Source organism: Streptomyces sp. NPDC001728 (genome assembly GCF_040297565.1).
In the GTDB taxonomy this organism is placed as follows: domain Bacteria; phylum Actinomycetota; class Actinomycetes; order Streptomycetales; family Streptomycetaceae; genus Streptomyces.
Window position 1 is genome coordinate 1 of the sequence record NZ_JBEOZK010000005.1, and the last position, 20,273, is coordinate 20,273.

The 20,273-nt window shown below is 73.3% G+C and carries 16 protein-coding genes and 1 pseudogene; 12 read left to right on the forward strand and 5 right to left on the reverse strand.

Annotated elements, in window-relative coordinates:
* Positions 1 to 147 precede the first annotated feature (147 nt).
* Both ABT154_RS33920 and ABT154_RS09690 read left to right on the forward strand, forming a co-directional pair.
* A pseudogene (locus tag ABT154_RS33920) lies at positions 148 to 909 on the forward strand (hypothetical protein); the annotation flags it as partial.
* Between the two features lie 114 nt (positions 910 to 1,023).
* Positions 1,024 to 1,779 carry a tetratricopeptide repeat protein gene (locus ABT154_RS09690; RefSeq protein ID WP_351855758.1) on the forward strand — a complete coding sequence of 252 codons (756 nt, stop codon included), beginning with the start codon at positions 1,024 to 1,026 and terminating at the stop codon, positions 1,777 to 1,779.
* A 70-nt stretch (positions 1,780 to 1,849) separates the two neighbouring features.
* On the opposite strand, the gene ABT154_RS09695 is transcribed toward ABT154_RS09690, so the two are convergent.
* The gene (locus ABT154_RS09695; protein ID WP_351855112.1) at positions 1,850 to 3,145 is read right to left on the reverse strand and encodes a DUF1015 domain-containing protein; all 1,296 of its coding nucleotides are present in this window, start codon (positions 3,143 to 3,145) and stop codon (positions 1,850 to 1,852) included.
* Between the two features lie 82 nt (positions 3,146 to 3,227).
* Here ABT154_RS09695 and ABT154_RS09700 point away from each other — a divergent pair, with 82 nt between their 5' ends.
* Positions 3,228 to 4,298, forward strand: a complete 1,071-nt coding sequence (locus ABT154_RS09700) for an HAD hydrolase-like protein (RefSeq protein ID WP_351855115.1) — start codon at positions 3,228 to 3,230, stop codon at positions 4,296 to 4,298.
* A 54-nt stretch (positions 4,299 to 4,352) separates the two neighbouring features.
* Positions 4,353 to 5,237, forward strand: coding sequence for an ABC transporter ATP-binding protein (locus ABT154_RS09705; RefSeq protein WP_351855117.1), 885 nt, complete (start codon positions 4,353 to 4,355; stop codon positions 5,235 to 5,237).
* A gap of 172 nt (positions 5,238 to 5,409) precedes the next feature.
* Here ABT154_RS09705 and ABT154_RS09710 read toward each other — a convergent pair whose 3' ends face one another.
* Positions 5,410 to 5,757 carry an SCP2 sterol-binding domain-containing protein gene (locus ABT154_RS09710; RefSeq protein ID WP_351855120.1) on the reverse strand — a complete coding sequence of 116 codons (348 nt, stop codon included), beginning with the start codon at positions 5,755 to 5,757 and terminating at the stop codon, positions 5,410 to 5,412.
* Positions 5,758 to 5,800: 43 nt separating this feature from the next.
* On the opposite strand from ABT154_RS09710, the gene ABT154_RS09715 reads away from it, so the two are divergent.
* From ABT154_RS09715 to ABT154_RS09740, 6 genes are all read left to right on the forward strand, one after another.
* On the forward strand, positions 5,801 to 6,091 hold the full coding sequence (locus ABT154_RS09715; RefSeq protein WP_351855122.1) for a hypothetical protein: 291 nt from the start codon (positions 5,801 to 5,803) through the stop codon (positions 6,089 to 6,091).
* Positions 6,092 to 6,098: 7 nt separating this feature from the next.
* On the forward strand, positions 6,099 to 6,914 hold the full coding sequence (locus ABT154_RS09720; RefSeq protein WP_351855125.1) for a TlyA family RNA methyltransferase: 816 nt from the start codon (positions 6,099 to 6,101) through the stop codon (positions 6,912 to 6,914).
* Complete coding sequence (locus ABT154_RS09725) at positions 6,911 to 7,834, forward strand: NAD kinase (protein WP_056557640.1); 924 nt, start codon at positions 6,911 to 6,913, stop codon at positions 7,832 to 7,834. The genes ABT154_RS09720 and ABT154_RS09725 overlap by 4 nt, the downstream gene beginning before the upstream one ends.
* Before the next feature lie 131 nt (positions 7,835 to 7,965).
* A complete protein-coding gene (gene recN / locus ABT154_RS09730; RefSeq protein WP_351855128.1) occupies positions 7,966 to 9,708 on the forward strand; it encodes a DNA repair protein RecN in 1,743 nt (580 codons plus the stop codon).
* Positions 9,705 to 10,565, forward strand: coding sequence for a hypothetical protein (locus ABT154_RS09735; protein ID WP_351855131.1), 861 nt, complete (start codon positions 9,705 to 9,707; stop codon positions 10,563 to 10,565). Before recN ends, ABT154_RS09735 begins: the two co-directional genes overlap by 4 nt.
* 199 nt (positions 10,566 to 10,764) lie before the next feature.
* Entirely contained in the window at positions 10,765 to 11,859 is a 1,095-nt protein-coding gene (locus ABT154_RS09740) for a glycosyltransferase family 4 protein (protein ID WP_351855133.1), read from the forward strand.
* A 53-nt stretch (positions 11,860 to 11,912) separates the two neighbouring features.
* Here ABT154_RS09740 and ABT154_RS09745 read toward each other — a convergent pair whose 3' ends face one another.
* Complete coding sequence (locus ABT154_RS09745) at positions 11,913 to 13,541, reverse strand: PucR family transcriptional regulator (protein WP_351855135.1); 1,629 nt, start codon at positions 13,539 to 13,541, stop codon at positions 11,913 to 11,915.
* A 161-nt stretch (positions 13,542 to 13,702) separates the two neighbouring features.
* On the opposite strand from ABT154_RS09745, the gene ABT154_RS09750 reads away from it, so the two are divergent.
* Both ABT154_RS09750 and ABT154_RS09755 read left to right on the forward strand, forming a co-directional pair.
* Positions 13,703 to 15,217, forward strand: a complete 1,515-nt coding sequence (locus ABT154_RS09750; RefSeq protein WP_351855138.1) for an APC family permease — start codon at positions 13,703 to 13,705, stop codon at positions 15,215 to 15,217.
* Between the two features lie 25 nt (positions 15,218 to 15,242).
* Positions 15,243 to 16,892: a flavin monoamine oxidase family protein gene (locus tag ABT154_RS09755; protein ID WP_351855140.1), complete on the forward strand. Its 1,650-nt coding sequence runs from the start codon at positions 15,243 to 15,245 to the stop codon at positions 16,890 to 16,892.
* A gap of 22 nt (positions 16,893 to 16,914) precedes the next feature.
* Here ABT154_RS09755 and ABT154_RS09760 read toward each other — a convergent pair whose 3' ends face one another.
* Together ABT154_RS09760 and ABT154_RS09765 are read right to left on the reverse strand one after the other, a co-directional pair.
* A complete protein-coding gene (locus tag ABT154_RS09760; protein ID WP_351855142.1) occupies positions 16,915 to 18,297 on the reverse strand; it encodes an FAD-binding oxidoreductase in 1,383 nt (460 codons plus the stop codon).
* A 99-nt stretch (positions 18,298 to 18,396) separates the two neighbouring features.
* Positions 18,397 to 20,199, reverse strand: a complete 1,803-nt coding sequence (locus tag ABT154_RS09765) for a glycoside hydrolase family 15 protein (protein ID WP_351855144.1) — start codon at positions 20,197 to 20,199, stop codon at positions 18,397 to 18,399.
* Positions 20,200 to 20,273 lie beyond the last annotated feature (74 nt).

Below are 20,273 nucleotides of genomic sequence, written 5' to 3' on the forward strand. Positions count from 1 at the left end.
GGCGACAACCGTGGCGGCGGCGGTGGCTTCCGTCGTGACGACAACCGTGGTGGTGGCGGCTTCCGCCGTGACGACCGTGGTGGCGACAACCGTGGTGGCGGTGGTGTCCGTCGTGACGACCGTCGTGATGAGCGTCCTTCGTCGTTCCGTCGGGACGAGCGTCCCTCGTACGGTCAGCGTGACGACCGTGGTGGCGACAACCGTGGTGGCGGTGGTTTCCGTCGCGATGACAACCGCGGTGGCGACAACCGTGGCGGCGGCGGTGGCTTCCGTCGTGACGACAACCGTGGTGGTGGCGGCTTCCGCCGTGACGACCGTGGTGGCGACAACCGTGGCGGTGGCTTCCGGCGCGACGACCGTGGCGGGGACAACCGTGGCGGTGACAATCGCGGTGGTGGTTTCCGTCGTGACGACCGGCGTGATGAGCGTCCTTCGTCGTTCCGTCGGGACGAGCGTCCCTCGTACGGTCAGCGTGACGACCGTGGCGGCGACAACCGTGGTGGCGGCTTCCGCCGCGATGACCGTGGCGGCGACAACCGCGGTGGTGACAACCGCGGTGGCGGCTTCCGCCGTGACGACCGCGGTGGCGACAACCGTGGCGGCGGCGGTGGCTTCCGTCGCGATGACCGGCGTGATGAGCGTCCTTCGTCGTTCCGTCGGGACGAGCGTCCCTCGTACGGTCAGCGTGACGACCGTCGGGACGACAACCGTGCCGGTGGCGGCTTCCGTCGTGACGACCGGCGTGATGAGCGTCCCTCCTCGTTCCGTCGGGACGACAACCGTGGCGGTGGCTTCCGGCGCGACGACCGTGGCGGTGACAACCGCGGCGGTGGCTTCCGTGGCCGGGACGACCGTGGCGGCGACAGCCGTGGCGGGTTCCGTGGCCGCGACGACCGGGGTGGCTACGGGCGCCGTGACGACCGCGGCGACCGCGAGCGCAGCGACCGCGCGCCCATCAAGCGTCTGCCGATCCCGCCGGAGGTCACCGGTGAGGAGATCGACCCGGACGTGCGTCAGGAACTGATGAGCCTGCCCAAGGGGCTGGCCGAGGACGTCTCCCGCAACCTGGTCATGGTCGCCCAGCTGATCGACGAGGACCCGGAGCAGGCGTACGGGTACTCGCGTGTCGCCCTGCGGCTCGCCTCCCGTGTCGCCGCCGTGCGCGAGGCCGCCGGCTTCGCCGCGTACGCGACGCAGAAGTACTCCGAGGCGCTGGCCGAGTTCCGTGCCGCCCGCCGGATGAGCGGTGGCGTGGAGCTGTGGCCCGTCATGGCCGACTGCGAGCGCGGCCTCGGCCGGCCCGAGCGGGCGCTGGCGATGGCCGGCGAGCCCGAGGTGCAGAAGCTCGACAAGGCCGGTCAGGTCGAGATGCGGCTCGTGGCCGCCGGCGCCCGCCGCGACCTGGGGCAGCTCGACGCGGCCATCGTGACGCTGCAGAGCCCCGAGCTGGCTTCCAGCGCCGTGCACCCGTGGACCGCGCGCCTGCGGTACGCCTACGCCGACGCCCTGCTGGCCGCCGGCCGCGAGACCGAGGCGCGCGAGTGGTTCGCCAAGGCTCTGGAGTCCGACAAGGACGGGGCCACGGACGCCTCGGACCGACTCGCCGAGATGGACGGGGTCGAGTTCGTCGACGTGTTCGACGAGTCGGAGGCGGAGTCCGAGGACGCCCCGGACGACGTCGTCGACCTGGACGACGACGAGGATGACGAGGACGACGACATCCTCGACGACGACCTCGACGAGGACGTGCGGGACGACAGCGCCGGCGACAAGGCCTGACGCGGTCCGTAAGCGATGAAGGGCGGCACCCCTCCGGGGGTGCCGCCCTCTTCTCGTTCCGTGGGGTCGTTCAGTCCAGCGCGAGGCTTCTCAGGACCAGGCCCGTCGCCGGCTTCGGGCCGAAGCTGGTCGACTTGCGGGGCATCGTGACGCCCTGGCGGGCGAGGTCCCGTACGACCTCCTCGCGTACCGGGTGCATGAGGACCGCCGTACCGCCGCGACGCTCCGCCTGAGCCACCGCCGCCTGCGTGTCGTGGATGTAGGAGATGTCCTCGGGGGCGTCCGGGATGCCCCAGACGTGCTCCAGGAGCGTGGAGTGCAGCACCGTCGCGTCCAGGGTGCGCCAGGCCTCCGGGCGGTCCGCGCGGATCGTGCGGTCGAGCAGGGCGGGGTCCGGGCGGTCGACGAGGTGGAAGGTGCCGTCGCCCGCGAGGAGGAACGCGTTCCCCTCGGCCGTGGCGGCTTCCAGGGCGGCCAGGGCGTCCGGCAGGGCCCCCTCGATCCGTCGTACCCGGAAGGAGTCGCCGAGGGCCGCGAGGGCGTCGGCGACCGGCAGCCGGTTGAGGAGACGGTGGATGGCGCGGACCCGCAGCGGGTAGCGGGCGGTGTCGATGAGGAGGACAAGGCCGTGGTTCCAGGGGCCCGGCGAGGCGTGCTCCTCGCGGAGGCGGAGATAGGTCGCCCAACGGTGGTGGCCGTCGGCGATCAGTGCCTGGTGGTGGAGGAGCTCGGCGGCGACGACGGCCTGCTCGGCCGGGTCGGTCACCGCCCACAGCCGGTGGTGGAAGCCGTCCTCCGTCGTGGTGGAGAGCAGCGGTTCGCTCTGGACGGCCCGCTCGATGACCTCGTCCGCGCCACTGGACTCCCGCCCGACATAGGTGAGGAGCAGGGGTTCGAGGTTGGCGGCGGTGGTCCGCATCAGGGCCGCCCGGTCCTCGACGACGTGCGGCATGACGTCCTCGTGCGGGAGGACCACGCCCTCGGTCGGGGTCGAGAGCTCCAGGGCGCCGATGACGCCGCGCTGGAGGATGCCGTCGCCGTGCTGCTCGTACACATAGAGCGCGGGTTCGGGGTCCGGGGCGAGGACGCCGTCCGCGAGCCAGCGGTCGAGGGTGACGGCGGCCTTGCGGTGGCGGGTGCCGGCGGTGATCGCCTGCGGGAGGATCAGTCGGACGATGTTGTGGGGGTCGGCCGATTCGAGATGGAGAAGTCCGTCAGGTCGGACGACGACGTCGTAGGGGGGAGACGTCACGGCGGCGAGGCTGCCGACCCGCTCGGGGACGTATCGGAGCCCACGGAACGGGGCCAGGCGCAGCCCTGCGGCGTCGTCGCGGACGTCGGCGGCCGCGTGACCTGAGGTGTTCATCTCGTCATCGTATGTGGGGGACGGGCATGAGCGATGATCGGGGGAGCGGGGGTTTTCCACCCGGTGAAACGAGGAGTGTGCGGTGACGGTGCGGGACGGCCAGGGACAGCAGGACGTCGGCGGGAATCGGCCGGGAGGCAGCGCGCCGCCGCTGAGCGAGGCGTACGACACGGCCCTCCTCGACCTGGACGGTGTCGTGTACGCGGGAGGGGAGGCGGTGCCGCACGCCGTCGACGCGCTCGGGACGGCACGGGCCGGCGGGATGCACCTGGCGTACGTCACCAACAACGCGCTGCGGACGCCGGACGCGGTCGCCGAGCACCTCACGGAGCTGGGCGTGCCGGCCGTGGCCGGGGACGTCATCACCTCGGCGCAGGCGGTGGCCCGGCTGATCGCCGACGACGTGCCGGCGGGCTCCCGGGTGCTCGTCGTCGGCGGCGAGGGGCTGCGGGTCGCGCTGCGCGAGCGGGGGCTCGTGCCGGTGGACTCGGCGGATGACGGCCCGGTGGCGGTCGTCCAGGGGTACGGCGGGCCCGACATGCCCTGGGCGCGGTTCGCGGAGGCGAGCTTCGCGGTGGCGCGGGGGCTGCCCTGGTACGCCTCGAACACGGACCTGACGATTCCCGGTGCGCGGGGGATCGGGCCGGGGAACGGGGCGGCGGTGGAGGTCGTACGGATCGCCACGGGCGGCCGGGTGGAGCCGAAGGTGGCGGGGAAGCCGCTGCCGCCGATGCACCGGGAGACGGTGCTGCGGACCGGTGCGCGACGGCCGCTGGTGGTCGGGGACCGGCTGGATACCGACATCGAGGGCGCGTTCAACGGCGGGGTCGACTCGCTGCTCGTGCTGACCGGGGTGACGGACGTGCCGCAGCTGCTGAGGGCCGTGCCGGAGCACCGGCCGACGTATGTGGCGGCCGATCTGCGGGGGCTGCTGGTGGCGCAGCCGGAGGTCGTCGCCGACGGGGACGGCGGGTTCGTGTGCGGCGGGTGGCGCGCTTCGGTGAGCGAGGGCGAGCTGCTGCTCGACGGCGGGGAGGGAGCCGGCGCGGACGTGATGGACGGGGTGCGGGCGCTCTGCGGGGCCGCCTGGTCGGCGGCCGACGCCGGGGGGACGGCGGACGCGGGGAAGGCGCTGGCGCGACTAGGGCTGTAAGTTGGGTAGGCTAACCTAACTTCATTGGGGCTGAGGGTATACGGGAGTACGGGCATGGACGGTCGGCAGCAGCGCCTGAGCGCGGAATCGGTCACCCTCGCGTACGAGCAGCGGGTCATCGCCCGCGAGCTGTCGGTCGAGATCCCCGACGACTCGTTCACCGTCATCGTCGGGCCGAACGCCTGCGGCAAGTCCACCCTGCTGCGGGCCCTCTCCCGGATGCTGAAGCCCACCCGGGGGCGCGTCCTGCTCGACGGGCAGTCGATCCACTCGCTGCCCGCGAAGAAGGTCGCCAAGACCCTCGGCCTGCTGCCGCAGACCTCCGTCGCGCCCGACGGCATCACCGTCGCCGACCTCGTCGCCCGCGGCCGCTACCCGCACCAGGGACTGCTGCGGCAGTGGTCCCCGGAGGACGAGCGGATCACCCGGGAGTCGATGGAGGCGACCGGCGTCGCCGAACTGGCCGGGCGGTACGTGGACGAGCTGTCCGGCGGTCAGCGCCAGCGCGTCTGGATCGCCATGGCGCTCGCCCAGCAGACCCCGCTGCTGCTGCTCGACGAGCCGACGACGTACCTCGACATCCAGCACCAGATCGACGTCCTCGACCTGTGCGCGGAGCTGCACGAGACCCAGGGGCGGACGCTCGTCGCCGTCCTGCACGACCTCAACCACGCGGCCCGGTACGCGACCCACCTCATCGCCGTCCGCGACGGCGAGGTGGTCGCCGAGGGCCCGCCGGCCGAGGTCGTGACCGCCGAGCTGGTCGAGCGGGTCTTCGGGCTGCGCTGCCAGGTCATCGACGACCCCGAGACGGGGACGCCGCTGGTCGTACCGGCGGGGCGCAAGGCACGGGTGCCGAGGCCCGAGGGGGCGTCGGAGCCGGTGGGGCAGGGGCTGGGGCCGGAACGGGGGCAGGTGGCGGGGTCGTACGCCCGCTAGGACCTGTCGTCACACTCCCGCCTGCCCCACGATGCCTGGCACGCGCTCTCGCCGTGCCGGGCGAAAGGCCCGAGTGCGTCCCGTACGAGGGCTTCCGCCCGGCACGCCGAGAGCACGCACCGGACGCCGCGGGGCCGCCCTTCGGGCGACGACGGGAGTATGACGACAGGTCCTAGAGCAGGGAGCGGAGACGCAGCAGGTCGCGGAAGCCCGCCTCCAGCTTCACCCGGCCCGACGCCCAGGCCTTCGCGAAGTTCAGCTCGCCGCCCACCATCGCCACCAGGTCGTCGCCGGTCATCGCCAGCCGGATCTGGGCCTTGGACCTCGGCGGGCCCTCCACCGTGGACTCGACATGGATCCGGCCGTCCGCGAGGCGGCCCGTGAACGTGCTGTCCAGGTCCGTGACGTGGCAGCTCAGCGTGCGGTCGAGCGCGGCAGCCCCGCGCACGCCGCCGTCCGCCCGTGCGAGGTTGTCCGAGAGCTTCTCGAGTGCGCCGCGGCACTCCGTGATCGTCGCCATCGCCGTCGACCGTACCCCAGGGGTTCGCGGTAGCGTCGTGGCCATGAACGACGCGACGCCCCGGCCCGAGGCCGCGGAGCCCGTACCGGAGCCGGCGGACGCGGTGGCCCCGAGGGACGCCCACGAGCCCGCCGGGGCCGCTCCGCTCGGGGTCGAGCGGCAGCCCACCGGGCATCCCGGCATCGACGCCCACCTGGCACGTCTCGCCGAGGTGGACGACCTCCCGGCGGACGGACACCTGGAGGTGTACGAGGATGTACACCGAGGACTGCGCGCCGAGCTGACCTCGCTCGACGCGCACCCCGCCCCCCGTCCGCACGAAAACAGGAGCTGAACCGAACGTGGCAGGAGTGGCACGCCGCCGTCTCGACGCCGAGCTGGTCCGGCGCAAGCTCGCGCGCTCGCGCGAGCACGCCAGTCAGCTGATCGCCGCGGGCCGGGTGACCGTCGGCAAGACCGTCGCCACCAAGCCCGCCACCCAGGTCGAGACCGCCGCGGCCATCGTCGTGGTCCAGGACGACTCGGACCCCGACTACGTCTCGCGCGGCGGCCACAAGCTCGCCGGGGCCTTCGCCGCCTTCGTCCCGCTCGGGCTGAAGGTCGAGGGCCGGCGGGCCCTGGACGCCGGAGCCTCCACCGGCGGCTTCACCGACGTCCTGCTGCGCGCGGGCGCCACCCATGTCGTCGCCGTCGACGTCGGCTACGGGCAGCTCGCCTGGTCGCTCCAGAGCGACGAGCGGGTCACCGTGAAGGACCGTACGAACGTACGCGAGTTGACGGTCGAAGCGATCGACGGCGTCCCCGTCGACCTGGTCGTCGGTGATCTGTCCTTCATCCCGCTGGGCCTCGTCCTGCCCGCGCTCACGGCCTGTACGGCGCCCGGCGCCGACCTCGTCCTCATGGTGAAGCCGCAGTTCGAGGTGGGCAAGGAGCGGCTCGGCACCGGCGGAGTCGTCCGGAGCACCGAACTCCGCGCGGACGCCGTGAAGAACGTGGCCCGGCGGGCCGCCGAGCTCGGGCTCGGTGTCCTGGGCGTCACCGCGAGCCCGCTGCCCGGCCCCTCCGGCAACGTCGAGTACTTTCTGTGGCTGCGGGCAGGCGCGCCCGCGCTGGATCCGGCGGATGTCGACCGCGCCGTGGCGGAAGGACCTCGTTGAGCTCAACGGCAACAGCACCAGAGACCGCACCACGTACCGTCTTCCTGCTCGCGCACACCGGCCGGCCGGCCGCCGTGCGCAGCGCCGAACTGGTGGTCCTCGGGCTGCTGCGCTGCGGCATCGGCGTCCGCGTCCTGGAGGCAGAGGCCGCGGACCTGCCGCTGCCGCCGTCCGTCGAGAAGGTGCCGGAGGCCTGCTCCGACGCGCTCGACGGCTGTGAACTCCTCGTCGTCCTCGGCGGCGACGGCACCCTGCTGCGCGGCGCGGAGTTCTCCCGCGCCTCCGGCGTGCCGATGCTCGGCGTCAACCTCGGCCGGGTCGGCTTCCTCGCGGAGGCCGAGCGCGACGACCTGGACAAGGTCGTCGACCGGGTCGTGACCAAGGCGTACGAGGTCGAGGAGCGGATGACCCTCGACGTCGTCGTGTACGAGAACGGCGACGTCCTGCACCGGGACTGGGCGCTCAACGAGGCGGCCGTGCAGAAGGTGTCCCCCGAACGGATGCTGGAGGTCGTCCTCGCGATCGACGGGCGCCCCGTGACCGGCTTCGGCTGCGACGGGGTGATCTGCGCGACACCGACCGGCTCCACCGCCTACGCCTTCTCGGCGGGCGGCCCGGTCGTCTGGCCCGAGGTCGAGGCGCTCCTCATGGTCCCGATCGGGGCCCACGCCCTCTTCGCCAAGCCACTGATCACCACCCCCGAATCGGTGCTCGCCGTCGAGGTCGAACCGCACACCCCGCACGGGGTGCTCTGGTGCGACGGGCGGCGGACGGTGGAACTCCCGGCCGGAGCGCGGGTCGAGGTGCGGCGGGGCGCCGTTCCGGTCCGGCTCGCCCGGCTGCACCACGCCTCCTTCACGGACCGGCTCGTCGCCAAGTTCGCGCTGCCGGTGTCGGGGTGGCGCGGCGGGGCCCGCTGAGCTCCCTCCGTACGGGGCGGGCCGGGGCCCCTCCGTGCGGGGTGTGCCTCCACCTCCCGGAGGCCGGAACGATCGGCGCGCCGGAGGGTTACGCCCGGGGGTGATGTCGCGTCGCGGCAGGGAAACCTCGTATGGTCTGGGGCGTGCTGGAGGAGATGCGGATACGGTCGCTCGGGGTCATCGACGACGCGGTGGTCGAGCTGTCGCCCGGCTTCACCGCGGTGACCGGTGAGACCGGTGCGGGCAAGACCATGGTGGTGACCAGCCTCGGGCTGCTGCTCGGCGGACGTGCCGACCCGGCCCTGGTGCGGATCGGCGCGGCCTCGGCCGTCGTCGAGGGGCGGATCAGCGTGCCCCCGGGCGCGCCCGCCGCCGTACGCGCCGAGGAGGCCGGGGCGGAGCTGGACGACGGGGTGCTGCTCGTCAGCCGTACCGTCTCCGCCGAGGGGCGCTCACGGGCCCACCTCGGCGGGCGCTCGGTGCCCGTCGGGCTGCTCGCCGAACTCGCCGACGAACTCGTCGCCGTCCACGGCCAGACCGACCAGCAGGGCCTGCTCAAGCCCGCCCGGCAGCGCGGCGCGCTCGACCGGTACGCCGGCGGGGCCGTCTCCGGACCGCTCGCCGCCTACGGCGAGGCCTACCGGCGGTTGCGTGCGATCTCCGGCGAACTCGACGAGATCACCACCCGGGCCCGGGAGCGGGCCCAGGAGGCCGATCTGCTGCGGTTCGGGCTCGGTGAGATCGAGGCCGTCGCCCCGCGCGCCGGGGAGGACACCGAACTCGCCGCCGAGGCGGAGCGGCTCGGGCACGCCGAGGCCCTGGCCTCCGCCGCCGCGCTCGCGCACGCCGCGCTCGCGGGCGTTCCCGAGGATCCCGAGTCCGTCGACGCCACGATGCTCGTCGCGGGCGCGGGGCGGGCCCTGGAGGCCGTACGGTCCCACGACCCGGCGCTCGCCGCGCTCGCCGACCGGATGGGGGAGATCTCCATCCTGCTCGGTGACGTGGCCACCGAACTCGCCGGATACGCCGACAACCTCGACGCCGACCCGCTGCGGCTCGCCGCAGTGGAGGAGCGGCGCGCCCTGCTCACGCAGCTGACCCGGAAGTACGGGGAGGACATCGCCACCGTCCTCGTCTGGGCCGAGGAGAGCGCGGACCGGCTCGGCGAGCTGGACGGCGACGACGACCGCGTGGAGGAACTCACCGCCGAGCGCGACCGGCTGCGGGACGAGCTCTCGGTGCTCGCGCAGCGGCTCACCGACGCGCGCACGGAGACCGCCGCCCGGTTCGCCGACGCGGTCACCGCCGAACTCGCCTCGCTCGCCATGCCGCACGCGCGCGTGTCCTTCGCCATCGCGCAGACCGAGGACCCCGAGGGGGTCGAGGTCGGCGGACGCCGGGTCGCCTACGGCCCGTCCGGCGCCGACGAGGTCGAGCTGCTGCTCGCCCCGCACCCCGGCGCCCCGCCCCGGCCCATCGCCAAGGGCGCGTCCGGTGGTGAGCTGTCCCGGGTGATGCTCGCCGTGGAGGTCGTCTTCGCCGGGGTCGATCCCGTGCCGACCTATCTCTTCGACGAGGTCGACGCGGGTGTCGGCGGCAAGGCGGCCGTCGAGATCGGCCGCCGGCTCGCCAAGCTCGCCAAGTCCGCGCAGGTCGTGGTCGTCACCCACCTTCCGCAGGTCGCGGCCTTCGCCGACCGGCAGCTGCTCGTGGAGAAGACCAACGACGGGTCCGTGACCCGGTCCGGCGTCACCGTCCTCGAGGGCGAGGAGCGGGTACGGGAACTCTCCCGGATGCTGGCCGGCCAGGAGGACTCCGAGACGGCCAGGGCCCACGCGGAGGAGCTGCTCGCCACGGCTCGGGCGGACGGGTGAAGCCCGCGGGCCCGGCCCGGGGGACGGGTGGGCGGATCGCCGCCTTCGTCCGGGCCGCCGGGGTGAGCAGGGTGGTGTACGAGGGGCTGCGCGGGCGGGTGTCCGAAGCGTCCGGCGGGCAGGTGTCCGGGGGCGGGCGCTGGACGCGGGTGAACCACGCCGGGCGGACGGTCGATCTGTGCGCCGGGCCCGCCGTGGCCCTCGGGGCCGCGGCCGGCACTGGGAGCGGGCCCGCCGCGTTCGTCGTGCTGGCCGCCGGTGCCTGCGGGGGGTACGACGACGTGAAGGGCGACCACCGGCGCGGATTCCGGACGCATCTGGCGGCGCTGCGCGACGGCGAGGTGACCAGCGGGGTCGTCAAGCTGTTCGGGATCGGCGCCGCGTCGCTCGTGGCGGGTGCGCTGCTCAAGGAGCGGGCCGTGGACAGGCTCCTCGCCGGGGTCGTCATCGCCGGTACCGCCCATCTGGTCAACCTGGCGGACGTACGGCCGGGACGGGCCGGACTGACCGTGCTCGCCCTCGCCGCGCCCGGCCTGCTGCGCGGGCCGCTCGCCGCCGCCCCCATGGGGGCGGTCGCGGCCGTCCTCGGGGACGACTTCGGCGAGCGCACCATGCTCGGCGACGCGGGCGCGCACGCGCTCGGCGCCGCCGTGGGCAGCGCGATCGTCGCGGGCAACGGGCGGCTCGGGCTGGCCGCCCACGCGGTGGGACTGGTCGGCGCGGCGGTCTGGGCGGAGCGAATGGCGTCGGGGGTGGACTCGGGCTCTGGCTCGGGGGCGGACTCGGGCTCTGCCCCGAGGCGGGACTCGGGGTCGGGCTCTGGCGCCGTCGTCGGCTGCGGTGCCGACTGCGGGTGAGGGACACGCGGGCTCAGGGGAGCGCACAAGGCCCCCCAGGGGCGCGCGCGGGGTCTCGTGCGCTCGCCCGAGTGGGTGAACCGCGGGTTCGGGTCCCGGAGCCGTACTCCGTCCGTGCAAGGGAACAGCGGCGGGAATCACGCCACTTCGGTCGCGGAACGTGCGTACGGTCCGGGGCGCGGGTGGCATCCTTGGGCGGGTGACACAGCTCCGTACGGTCCAAGTGCTGGGCGGCGGCAGCGCGGGCAGCAGCGCTCACGTCCGATCACTTGCCTCGGGGCTGGTGGCGAGGGGCGTGCGGGTGACCGTGTGCGCCCCGGCCGAACTCGACCGCGTCTACGACTACCTCGGCGCCGGCGCGCACTTCGTGCCCCTGCCGCGCCTCGGCGACCCCGCCACGATCGCGGCGCTGCGCAACGCCTGCATCGGCGCCGACGTGGTCCACGCCCACGGCCTGCAGGCCTCCGTCCGGGCCGCGCTCGCGTTGTCCGGGGCGGGGGCAGTGGTGAGCGGTCGCGCTCCGCTCGTCACCACCTGGGACGGCCGGAACCAGGTGTGCGGAGCGCCCGGCGGGGTGCTCCGGCTCCTGGAGCGCAGGACCGTGCGCGCCGCGACCGTCGTCCTCGCCACCTCCTCCGAACTGGTCGACCGGGCCCGGCGGCGCGGCGCCCGTGACGCCCGGCTCGCCCCCGTCACCGTGCCGCCCGCCCGTGGGCCCGTATGCCTGCACGACGGCAAGGCCCGTGCCGAACTCGGCGCCGTCGAGCGGCCGTTGCTGATGGCCGTCGGGGCGCTCGAACGGGGCCGGGGATACCGGACGCTGCTCGACGCGGCACGGGAGTGGCGGGATCTCGACCCTCAGCCGCTCCTCGTGATCGCCGGGGAGGGCTGCGAACGTGCCGCACTCCAGCGGCGGATCATGGACGAGGGTCTGCCGGTCCGGCTGATCGGGCGGCGGGAGGACGTCGCCGAGCTGCTCGCGGCGGCGGACATCGCCGTGCTGCCTTCCCGGTGGGAGGCGCGGTCGCTGCTCGCCCAGGAAGCGCTGCGCCTCGGGGTGCCGCTCGTCGCCACGGCGGTCGGCGGAGTGCCGGAACTGGTCGGGGACGCGGCTGAACTGGTGCCGTACGGGGACGCGGGCGCCCTCGCGGCCGCGGTGCGGGGGCTGCTCGACGACACGGAGCGGCGGATGGACCTGGCGGCGGCCGGTCGGGTGCAGGCGAGGTCGTGGCCCACCGAGGACGAGACCGTGGCGCATGTGCTGAGCGTCTACGACGAGTTGACGGGGCGGTAGCCCGGGCGGCGGGCGCTCCGCGGGGTGGAACGCCCGCCCCTCACGGCGCCTTCCTACGTCGTGTGTCGGCGGGCCCTGAGGGCCAGCGAGAGGGCCAGCACCGTCTGGGGGTCGTCCAGGTCCGTGCCCAGGAGTTCCGAGATGCGGGCCAGACGGTTGTAGAGGGTCTGCCGGTTGAGGTGCAGCTCCCGGGCTGTCTCCGCCTTGCGGCCCGCGTGCGCCAGATACGTCTCCAGCGTCGGCAGGAGCGGCGGCCGGGACGTGCGGTCGTGCTCGCGGAGCGGGCCGATCGCACGGTCCACGAACGCCGCGAGGACCGTGTCCCCGTGGAAGTGCAGCCGCCACAGCAGCAGGTCGATGTCGAGGCGCCGGGCGTCGTACCAGGGGAGTTCCGAGAGGCCCTGCGCGGCCGTCGCGGTCTCCGCCGCGTGCCGCAGGCCCGCCGAGGCAGCCGCCCAGCTGCCGGCGACGCCGACCACGACGACCGGCGGGTGCACCCCGGTGCGTTCCAGGCCGGCCCGTGCCACGCCGGCGCGCAGCGCCGCCGCGACCCGGTCGGCGACCGCCGTGCGCTCCGTCTCCGAGCGCAGGCCCAGCAGGAGCGGCACCCGTCCCTCGACCGGGCGGACGCCCAGCAGGACCGGGACGCCGACCGAGGCGAGCTCTTCGAGGACCGCGCGGGCCAGCAGGGCCCAGTTCCCCGACGGGGACAGCTCCGAGGCCAGGCGCATCACCACCGGGAGCAGCGGGCCGTCGCCGGGCTTGAAGCCGAGGACCCGGGCCTGCGCCGGGGCGTCCTCGGCGGTGATCCTGCCCTCCGCCAGGTCGGTCAGGAAGTCGCCCCGGCCGCGTGCGGCGAGCTCCTCCTCCTGCCGTGCCTGCATGAGGACCACGGCGAGGAGGCCGGCCGCGCGCTCGGCGGCCATCCGGTGCACGGGGGAGAGGGCGCCGGAGACCGAGAGGACGACCAGGCGGGCCCGTACCGAGGAGATGCCGGGGCCACCGCCGGGCACGTCGACGAGGACCGTGCCGGTGGGCGGGCCGGACTCGCGGGCCGCCCGCTGGCCGCGCAGCCCGTCCCAGACCTGGAGCGGGTCGGCGGGTCCGGACTCGGTGCCCGCCGCGTACAGCAGCTGTCCGTCGGGGGTCTCCAGGAAGACGGGGTTGGCGGCGAAGTCGGACAGGATGCGGAGCACCTGGGGGATGCCGCCGCCGCCGAGCAGCGCCACCGTGCACTGCCGGTGGACCTCCTCGGCCTGCCGCTGGAGGGCGTAGTGGCCGTTGACGATCTCGGTGTGGATCTCCTCCGTGACGCCCACGAAGGGGACCTCGCGGTGCAGCTGCACCAGGGGCAGCCCGGCGGCCCGCGCGGTCTCCACTATCGTCGCCGGGAGGCGCGCGAAGCGGGGCCCCAGCTCGACGACGAGCGCGGCGATGCCCCGGTCGGCGAGCCGCCGTACAAAGGCCCGCTGCTCGGCCGGCCGGGTCCCCAGCCCGAGGCCCGTGGTCAGCAGCAGCTCACCGCCCTTGAGCAGCGAAGCGATGTTCGGTACCTCGCCCGCGTGTACCCAGCGCACCGTGCGGTGCAGCCGGTCCGCGCCGGCCACGACCTCCGGGAGCCCGCTGCGCAGACCCGGGAGCTCGAGCGCCCGCTGCACGGTGATCCCGCCCTGATTGTCCATGGAGCCGGACGCTACCCGCGTCCGTGTTGCGGCGACATCACCCCACGGTCACGGGACCGGACAGTTCGTGCACGGGGGCGACAACTCGTCGCCCCCTGGCGGGAATTGCGCGACCGCATGTCGATTGTGGCCTACATCACTCGCGAGGATGCTCTCGCGCCATGGCAGAGAACCCCACCCCAGAGGTCCACCGGCTGAAGGCGAATTCGGTCGGACTCGTCGGCGTCGTCTTCATGGCCGTGGCCACCGCGGCCCCGATCACCGCGATGACCGGCAACCTCCCCATCGCCGTCGGCTTCGGCAACGGCACCGGCGCGCCCGCCGGATATCTCTTCGCGACCCTCGTCCTGACCGTCTTCTCCGTCGGCTACGTCGCCATGGCCAAGCGGATCACGGCCGCGGGCGCCTTCTACGGCTACATCTCGCACGGCCTCGGCCGTATCGCGGGCATGGCCTCCGGCATGCTCGCCGTCCTCGCGTACGTCGTCTTCGAGGCCTCGATCGTCGGTGTCTTCGCCTACTTCGCGAAGACGACCGTGGCCGACCAGCTCGGCGTGGACGTGCCGTGGGTGCTGTACGCGGCGGTCATGCTGGCCGTCACCGCCGTGCTCTCCTACTTCGACATCAACCTGACGGCCAAGGCGCTCGGGGTGATGCTCATCGCGGAGATCGCGGTGCTGTTCGCCGTCGCCACCGCCGTCCTGATCGCCGGCGGCGGCCCCGACGGCATCCCGGTCGAGCCGATCAACCCCAAGAACGCCTTCACCGGCACCTCCGCCGGGCTCGGTCTCTTCTTCGCCTTCTGGTCCTGGGTCGGCTTCGAGTCGACCGCGATGTACGGCGAGGAGTCCCGCGACCCCAAGCGGGTCATCCCGCGCGCCACCCTGATCTCCGTCACCGGCGTCGGCCTCTTCTACATCTACGTGTCGTGGATGACGATCGCCGGGAACGGCCTGGCCGAATCGGTGAAGCTGTCCGCCTCCGCCTCGCCCCTCGACCTGTTCTTCGCCCCCACCCGGACCTTCATCGGCGCCTGGGCGGTCGACGCCTTCCAGTGGCTGCTGCTCACGGGTTCCTTCGCCTGCGGGATGGCCTTCCACCAGTGCGCCTCCCGCTACCTGTACGCCATCGGCCGCGAGGGCTTCCTCCACCCGGCGCTCGGCCGCACGCACGCCAAGCACGGTTCGCCGTACATCGCCTCGTACGTGCAGAGCGCGATCGCCGTCGGCCTCGTCGCCGCCTTCTGGCTCACCGGCCAGGACCCGTACATCCACCTCTACACACTGCTCGCGATCCTCGGCACGATGGCGATCCTCATCGTCCAGACCCTCTGCTCCTTCGCCGTCATCGGCTACTTCCGCAAGAACCACCCCGAGGACCGGCACTGGTTCAAGACCTTCACCGCCCCGCTCCTCGGTGGCATCGGGATGATCGCCGTCGTCGTCCTGCTGATCATGAACATGGAGACCGCGGCCGGTCTCGCCGCCGACTCCCTCTTCTTCAAGGCGATCCCCTGGATCGTCGGCGTCGTCTTCTTCGGCGGCCTCGGCCTCGGCCTCTACCTCAAGGCCAAGCGCCCCGAGCGCTACGAGATCATCGGCCGGATCGTCCTGGAGGACGCCACCGAGCGCCCCGCCGAAGAGACACCCGCCCCCGTCGCCGTACCGCAGAGCTGATCCCACCCACCTCCAGGAGCGCCCCATGGCACGCACCAACCCGATGCACCTCCTGAACCGCCTCGCCGCCGAGCACGCCGACGCCCGCCGGCTGAACATCCCCGTCGACGAGCTGCGCGGCATGCGGGCCGACGCGCTCGGACGCCGGTCCCTCCTCAAGTACGCCGCAGCCGCCGGGATCGCCGTCGGCGCCGGTGCGACAGGCCTCGGCTCGGCCGCTCCGGCCGGCGCCGCCACCCCGGCCCCGCCGGTGAAGAGCAACGCCCGGATCGCCGTCGTCGGCGCGGGCATCTCCGGCCTCACCGCCGCCCTCACCCTCCAGGACGCCGGTCTGAGCCCGGCGCTCTACGAGGCGAACCCCTCCCGGGTAGGCGGCCGCATGTGGACCCAGCGCGACCACTGGGCGTACGGGCAGACCTCCGAGATCGGGGGCGAGCTGATCGACACCAGCCACAAGAAGATCCTGGAACTCTGCCGCCGCTTCGGCCTCACCGTGGAGGACTTCCTCGGCGGCGGACCCAACGGAGCCGAGGAAGTCCTCTGGTTCAACGGCGCCTACTACCCGCGCGCCCAGGCGGACGAGGACTTCAAGGCGGTCTACCAGGCGCTGCGCCGGGACCTCTCCGACGCGGGGGAGGTCTACTGGAACCAGACCACCCCCACCGGCACCGCACTCGACGACATGTCGGTGTACGAATGGATCGAGTCCCGGGTCCCCGGCGGGCACTCCTCGCCGCTCGGCCGGTTCATCGACGTCGCCTACAACGTCGAGTACGGCGCCGACACCAGCGAGCAGTCCTCGCTCGCCCTGGTCCTGCTGATGGGCTACCAGACCAATCCCGGCAACTTCAACATCTGGGGCCTCTCCAACGAGCGCTACCACATCGTCGGCGGCAACGACCGGCTCCCGAACGCCGTCGCCGGGGCCCTCGCCCCCGGCACCCTGCGCCAGGGCTGGTCCCTCACCGCCGTACGGGCCAACGCCGACGGCACCCAGACGCTGACCTTCAACGAGGCCGGCGCCATCCGGACCGTCACCGCCGACCGCACGATCCTCTGTCTCCCGCTGCCGATCCTCCAGCAGCTCGACACCTCGCAGGCCGCCTTCGACCCGCTCATGCGGGGCCTCCTGCGGGACGCCCGCATGGGCTACTGCACCAAGCTCAACATGCAGTTCGGCACCCGCCCCTGGCGCGGCACCGGCGCCTGGCCGGGCGTCTCGGCCGGCGACTGCTTCACCGACGGCGAGGTCCAGCAGACCTGGGACACCACCAAGGTCCAGGGCGGCACCGGCGGCATCCTCCTCCAGTACGGCGGCGGCAGCCTGGCCAGGAACCTGAACCCGGCCGGGCCCTTCTCCACCGAGTCCGACCCGTACGTACGGAGCCTCGTCACCCGCTACCTGGCGGGCATCGACGCCTTCTTCCCCGGCACCTCACGGGCGTACACCGGGCGTGCCCAGCTCTCCGCCTGGCACAAGAACCCGTACAGCCTCGGCGCGTACGCCTGCTGGCCCGTCGGCTACCTCCACCGGTACGCCGGGTACGAGGGCACCGCTCAGGGCAGGGTCCACATCGGCGGCGAGCACTGTTCCTACGACTTCCAGGGCTTCATGGAGGGCGGGGCGACGGAAGGGGAGCGGGCCGCCAAGGAGGTGATCGCCGCGCTGAGCTGAGCCGGGCGGGCCCGCCCGCCTCTCAGCCCGCGGGTGCGATGTTCTGGTTGTACCGGAACACGTTGTCGGGGTCGTAGGCGGCCTTCACGGCGGCGAGCCGGCGGTAGTTCTCCTCCCCGTAGGAGGAGACGATCCGCTGCTCGCCCTCGGCGCCGACGAAGTTCAGATACGTCGCGTCGAGCGCCCACGGCCGCACGTCCGCCCGCACGTCGCGCACCCACTGCTTCGCCTGCTCGTCGTACGCGGGGTCCTCCCAGGTCGCGAACGGGTGCACCGCCCAGGGCGCGGTGCGCCACGGCTGCGGGTACTCGGAGGGCCCGGCGGCCACCGCACCGCCCATCAGGAACAGCACGTGCTGGGTGGCGGTCGACGCCGGGATGCGGGCGCCCCGGTCGCAGAAGATGTCCACGGCCTCGTCGGGGAGGTCCCGCAGGTACTCGGCCGACCAGTAGTTCCGCAGCCCCGGCGGGTCGTCGAGCATCGTCTGCAGTTCCACGTACGGGATGTCCATGACGATCTCGACCACCGGACCCAGCGCGAACAGCGGCGCCGCGAACTCGCGGAGCTCGGCGACCGGTCCGGTGTACGTGAACAGTGCCCCGCAGACCAGCTTGCCGACCAGGTCCTCGGGGATGAACGGCATCGGGGGCGCGGGCAGGTAGATGGCGCCACCGCCCATGTCGTCGGACGCGCCGGCCCCGAGATCGCGGAAGGTGCGCACCACCTCGGGCGCGTTGTCCGGCAGGTAGAGCAGCATCGCGATGCTCAGCCGGGGCAGCGGGTGCAGCCGCATCGTCAGCGAGGTCGCCACACCGAAGTTGCCGCCGCCGCCGTGCAGCGCCCAGAACAGTTCGGGGTTGTCCTCCGCGTCCGTGTGGACGTGCTTGCCCTCGGCGGTGATCAGGTCGGCGGCGAGCAGGTTGTCGCTGGCCAGCCCGAACTTCCGCTCCAGCCAGCCCGAGCCGCCGCCCAGGACGAAGCCGCCGACGCCGGTGGTGGACGCCCGGCCGCCGGTCGTCGCCACCTGGAAGGGCTGGCACGCGTGATCCAGGTGGGCCATGGTCGCCCCGCCCTCGATCCGTACCGTCATGTTCTCGGGGTCGACGACGACGCCGTGCATCCGGCGGAGGTCGACGACCAGCGCGCCGTCGATCACGGAGGTGCCGGCGACGCTGTGCCCGCCGCCGCGGACCGCGATCGGCAGCTCGGCCTCGCGGCCGAACACGATCGCGTTGGACACATCGGCCTGGGTGGCGCACTGGGCGATCACCGAAGGACGCCGGTCGATCATGCCGTTGTGCAGGGCGCGCGCCTCGTCGTAGCCGGGACCACCGGGGATGATCACCTCACCGGCCAGGTCCTCGATCAGGCCGGACAGGGCGCTCTCTGAGATGTGGGGACCCATGGGAGCCCCCCTTTCACGCGGGGGGACGGGACCTTCCCATCGTAGGTCCGGGGCCCGTCCCGCGCGTGCTGGAGGGGCTGCCACCCCCCTGCCACCCCGTCAGCCGCCGTACGCCCCGCTCGCCGTCAGGCGGAGTGCCGTGTCGATCAGCGGGACGTGGCTGAAGGCCTGGGGGAAGTTGCCCACCTGCCGCTGGAGCCTCGGGTCCCACTCCTCGGCGAGCAGCCCCAGGTCGTTGCGGAGCGCGAGGAGCCGCTCGAAGAGCGTGCGGGCCTCGTCCACGCGGCCGATCATCGCCAGGTCGTCCGCCAGCCAGAAGGAGCACGCGAGGAACGCGCCCTCGTCGCCCTCCAGGCCGTCGACGCCGGCCTCCTCGCCGGAGGTGGGGTAGCGCAGCACGAAGCCGTCCTCCGTGGACAGCTCCCGCTGGATCGCCTCGATCGTGCCGATGACCCGCTTGTCGTCCGGCGGCAGGAAGCCCATCTGCGGGATGAGCAGCAGCGAGGCGTCCAGCTCCTTGGAGCCGTACGACTGCGTGAAGGTGTTCCGCTCGGCGTCGTAGCCCTTCTCGCAGACGTCCCGGTGGATCTCGTCGCGCAGCGCGTGCCAGCGCTCCAGCGGGCCGTCGGCGTCCCCGGACTCGATCAGCTTGATCGTGCGGTCGACGGCCACCCAGGCCATCACCTTGGAGTGGACGAAGTGGCGGCGCGGGCCGCGCACCTCCCAGATGCCCTCGTCGGGCTGGTCCCAGTGCTTCTCCAGGTAGTTGATCAGCTTGATCTGGAGCAGTGAGGCGTAGTCGTTGCGGGAGAGTCCCGTCATGTGCGCGAGGTGGAGGGCCTCGGTGACCTCGCCGTAGACGTCCAGCTGGAGCTGGTTGGCGGCGCCGTTGCCGACGCGGACCGGACCGGAGTTCTCGTACCCCGGGAGCCAGTCGAGCTCCGCCTCGCCGAGCTCCCGCTCGCCCGCGATGCCGTACATGATCTGGAGGTTCTCCGGGTCGCCCGCGACGGCGCGGAGCAGCCAGTCCCGCCAGGCGCGGGCCTCCTCGCGGTAGCCGGTGCGGAGCATCGAGGAGAGGGTGATCGCCGCGTCCCGCAGCCAGGTGTAGCGGTAGTCCCAGTTGCGGACGCCGCCGATCTCCTCGGGCAGTGAGGTCGTCGGCGCCGCCACGATCCCGCCGGTCGGCGCGTACGTCAGCGCCTTGAGGGTGATCAGGGAGCGGATCACGGCCTCCCGGTAGGGGCCGTGGTACGTGCAGTGGTCGACCCATTCGCGCCAGAACTCGGCGGTCGCCGCCAGGGACCCCTCGGGGTCCGGCAGCGCCGGCGGCTCCTTGTGGGAGGGCTGCCAGGACAGCGTGAACGCGATCCGGTCACCGGGGTTCACGGTGAACTCGGAGTACGTCGTCAGGTCCTTGCCGTGGGTCTCGACGTCCGTGTCCAGCCACACCGAGTCGGGTCCCGCGACGGCGACCGTGCGCTCGCCGACCTTGTGGACCCAGGGCACGATCCGGCCGTAGCTGAACCGCATCCGCAGCGCGGAACGCATCCGCACCCGGCCCGAGACGCCCTCGACGATCCGGATGAGCTGCGGCGCGCCGTCGCGGGGTGGCATGAAGTCGGTCACCCGGACCGTGCCGCGCCCGGTGTCCCACTCGGACTCCAGGATCAGTGAGTCGCCCAGGTAGCGGCGCCGGTCGGCCGGCGCCGGATCGGCGTCCGCGGGACCGGCGGGGCCGACCCGCCAGAATCCGTGTTCCTCGGTGCCGAGCAGTCCGGCGAAGACCGCGTGGGAGTCGAAGCGGGGGAGGCAGAGCCAGTCGACGCTGCCGTCCCGGCAGACCAGCGCCGCGGTCTGCATGTCCCCGATGAGTGCGTAATCCTCGATGCGCCCGGCCACGTGCTTCACTCCAGTCGAACGGCCATGTCCGCCCCGCGGGGCGCTTGCTACGGATGTGCGTGCTGTCTGTGCGG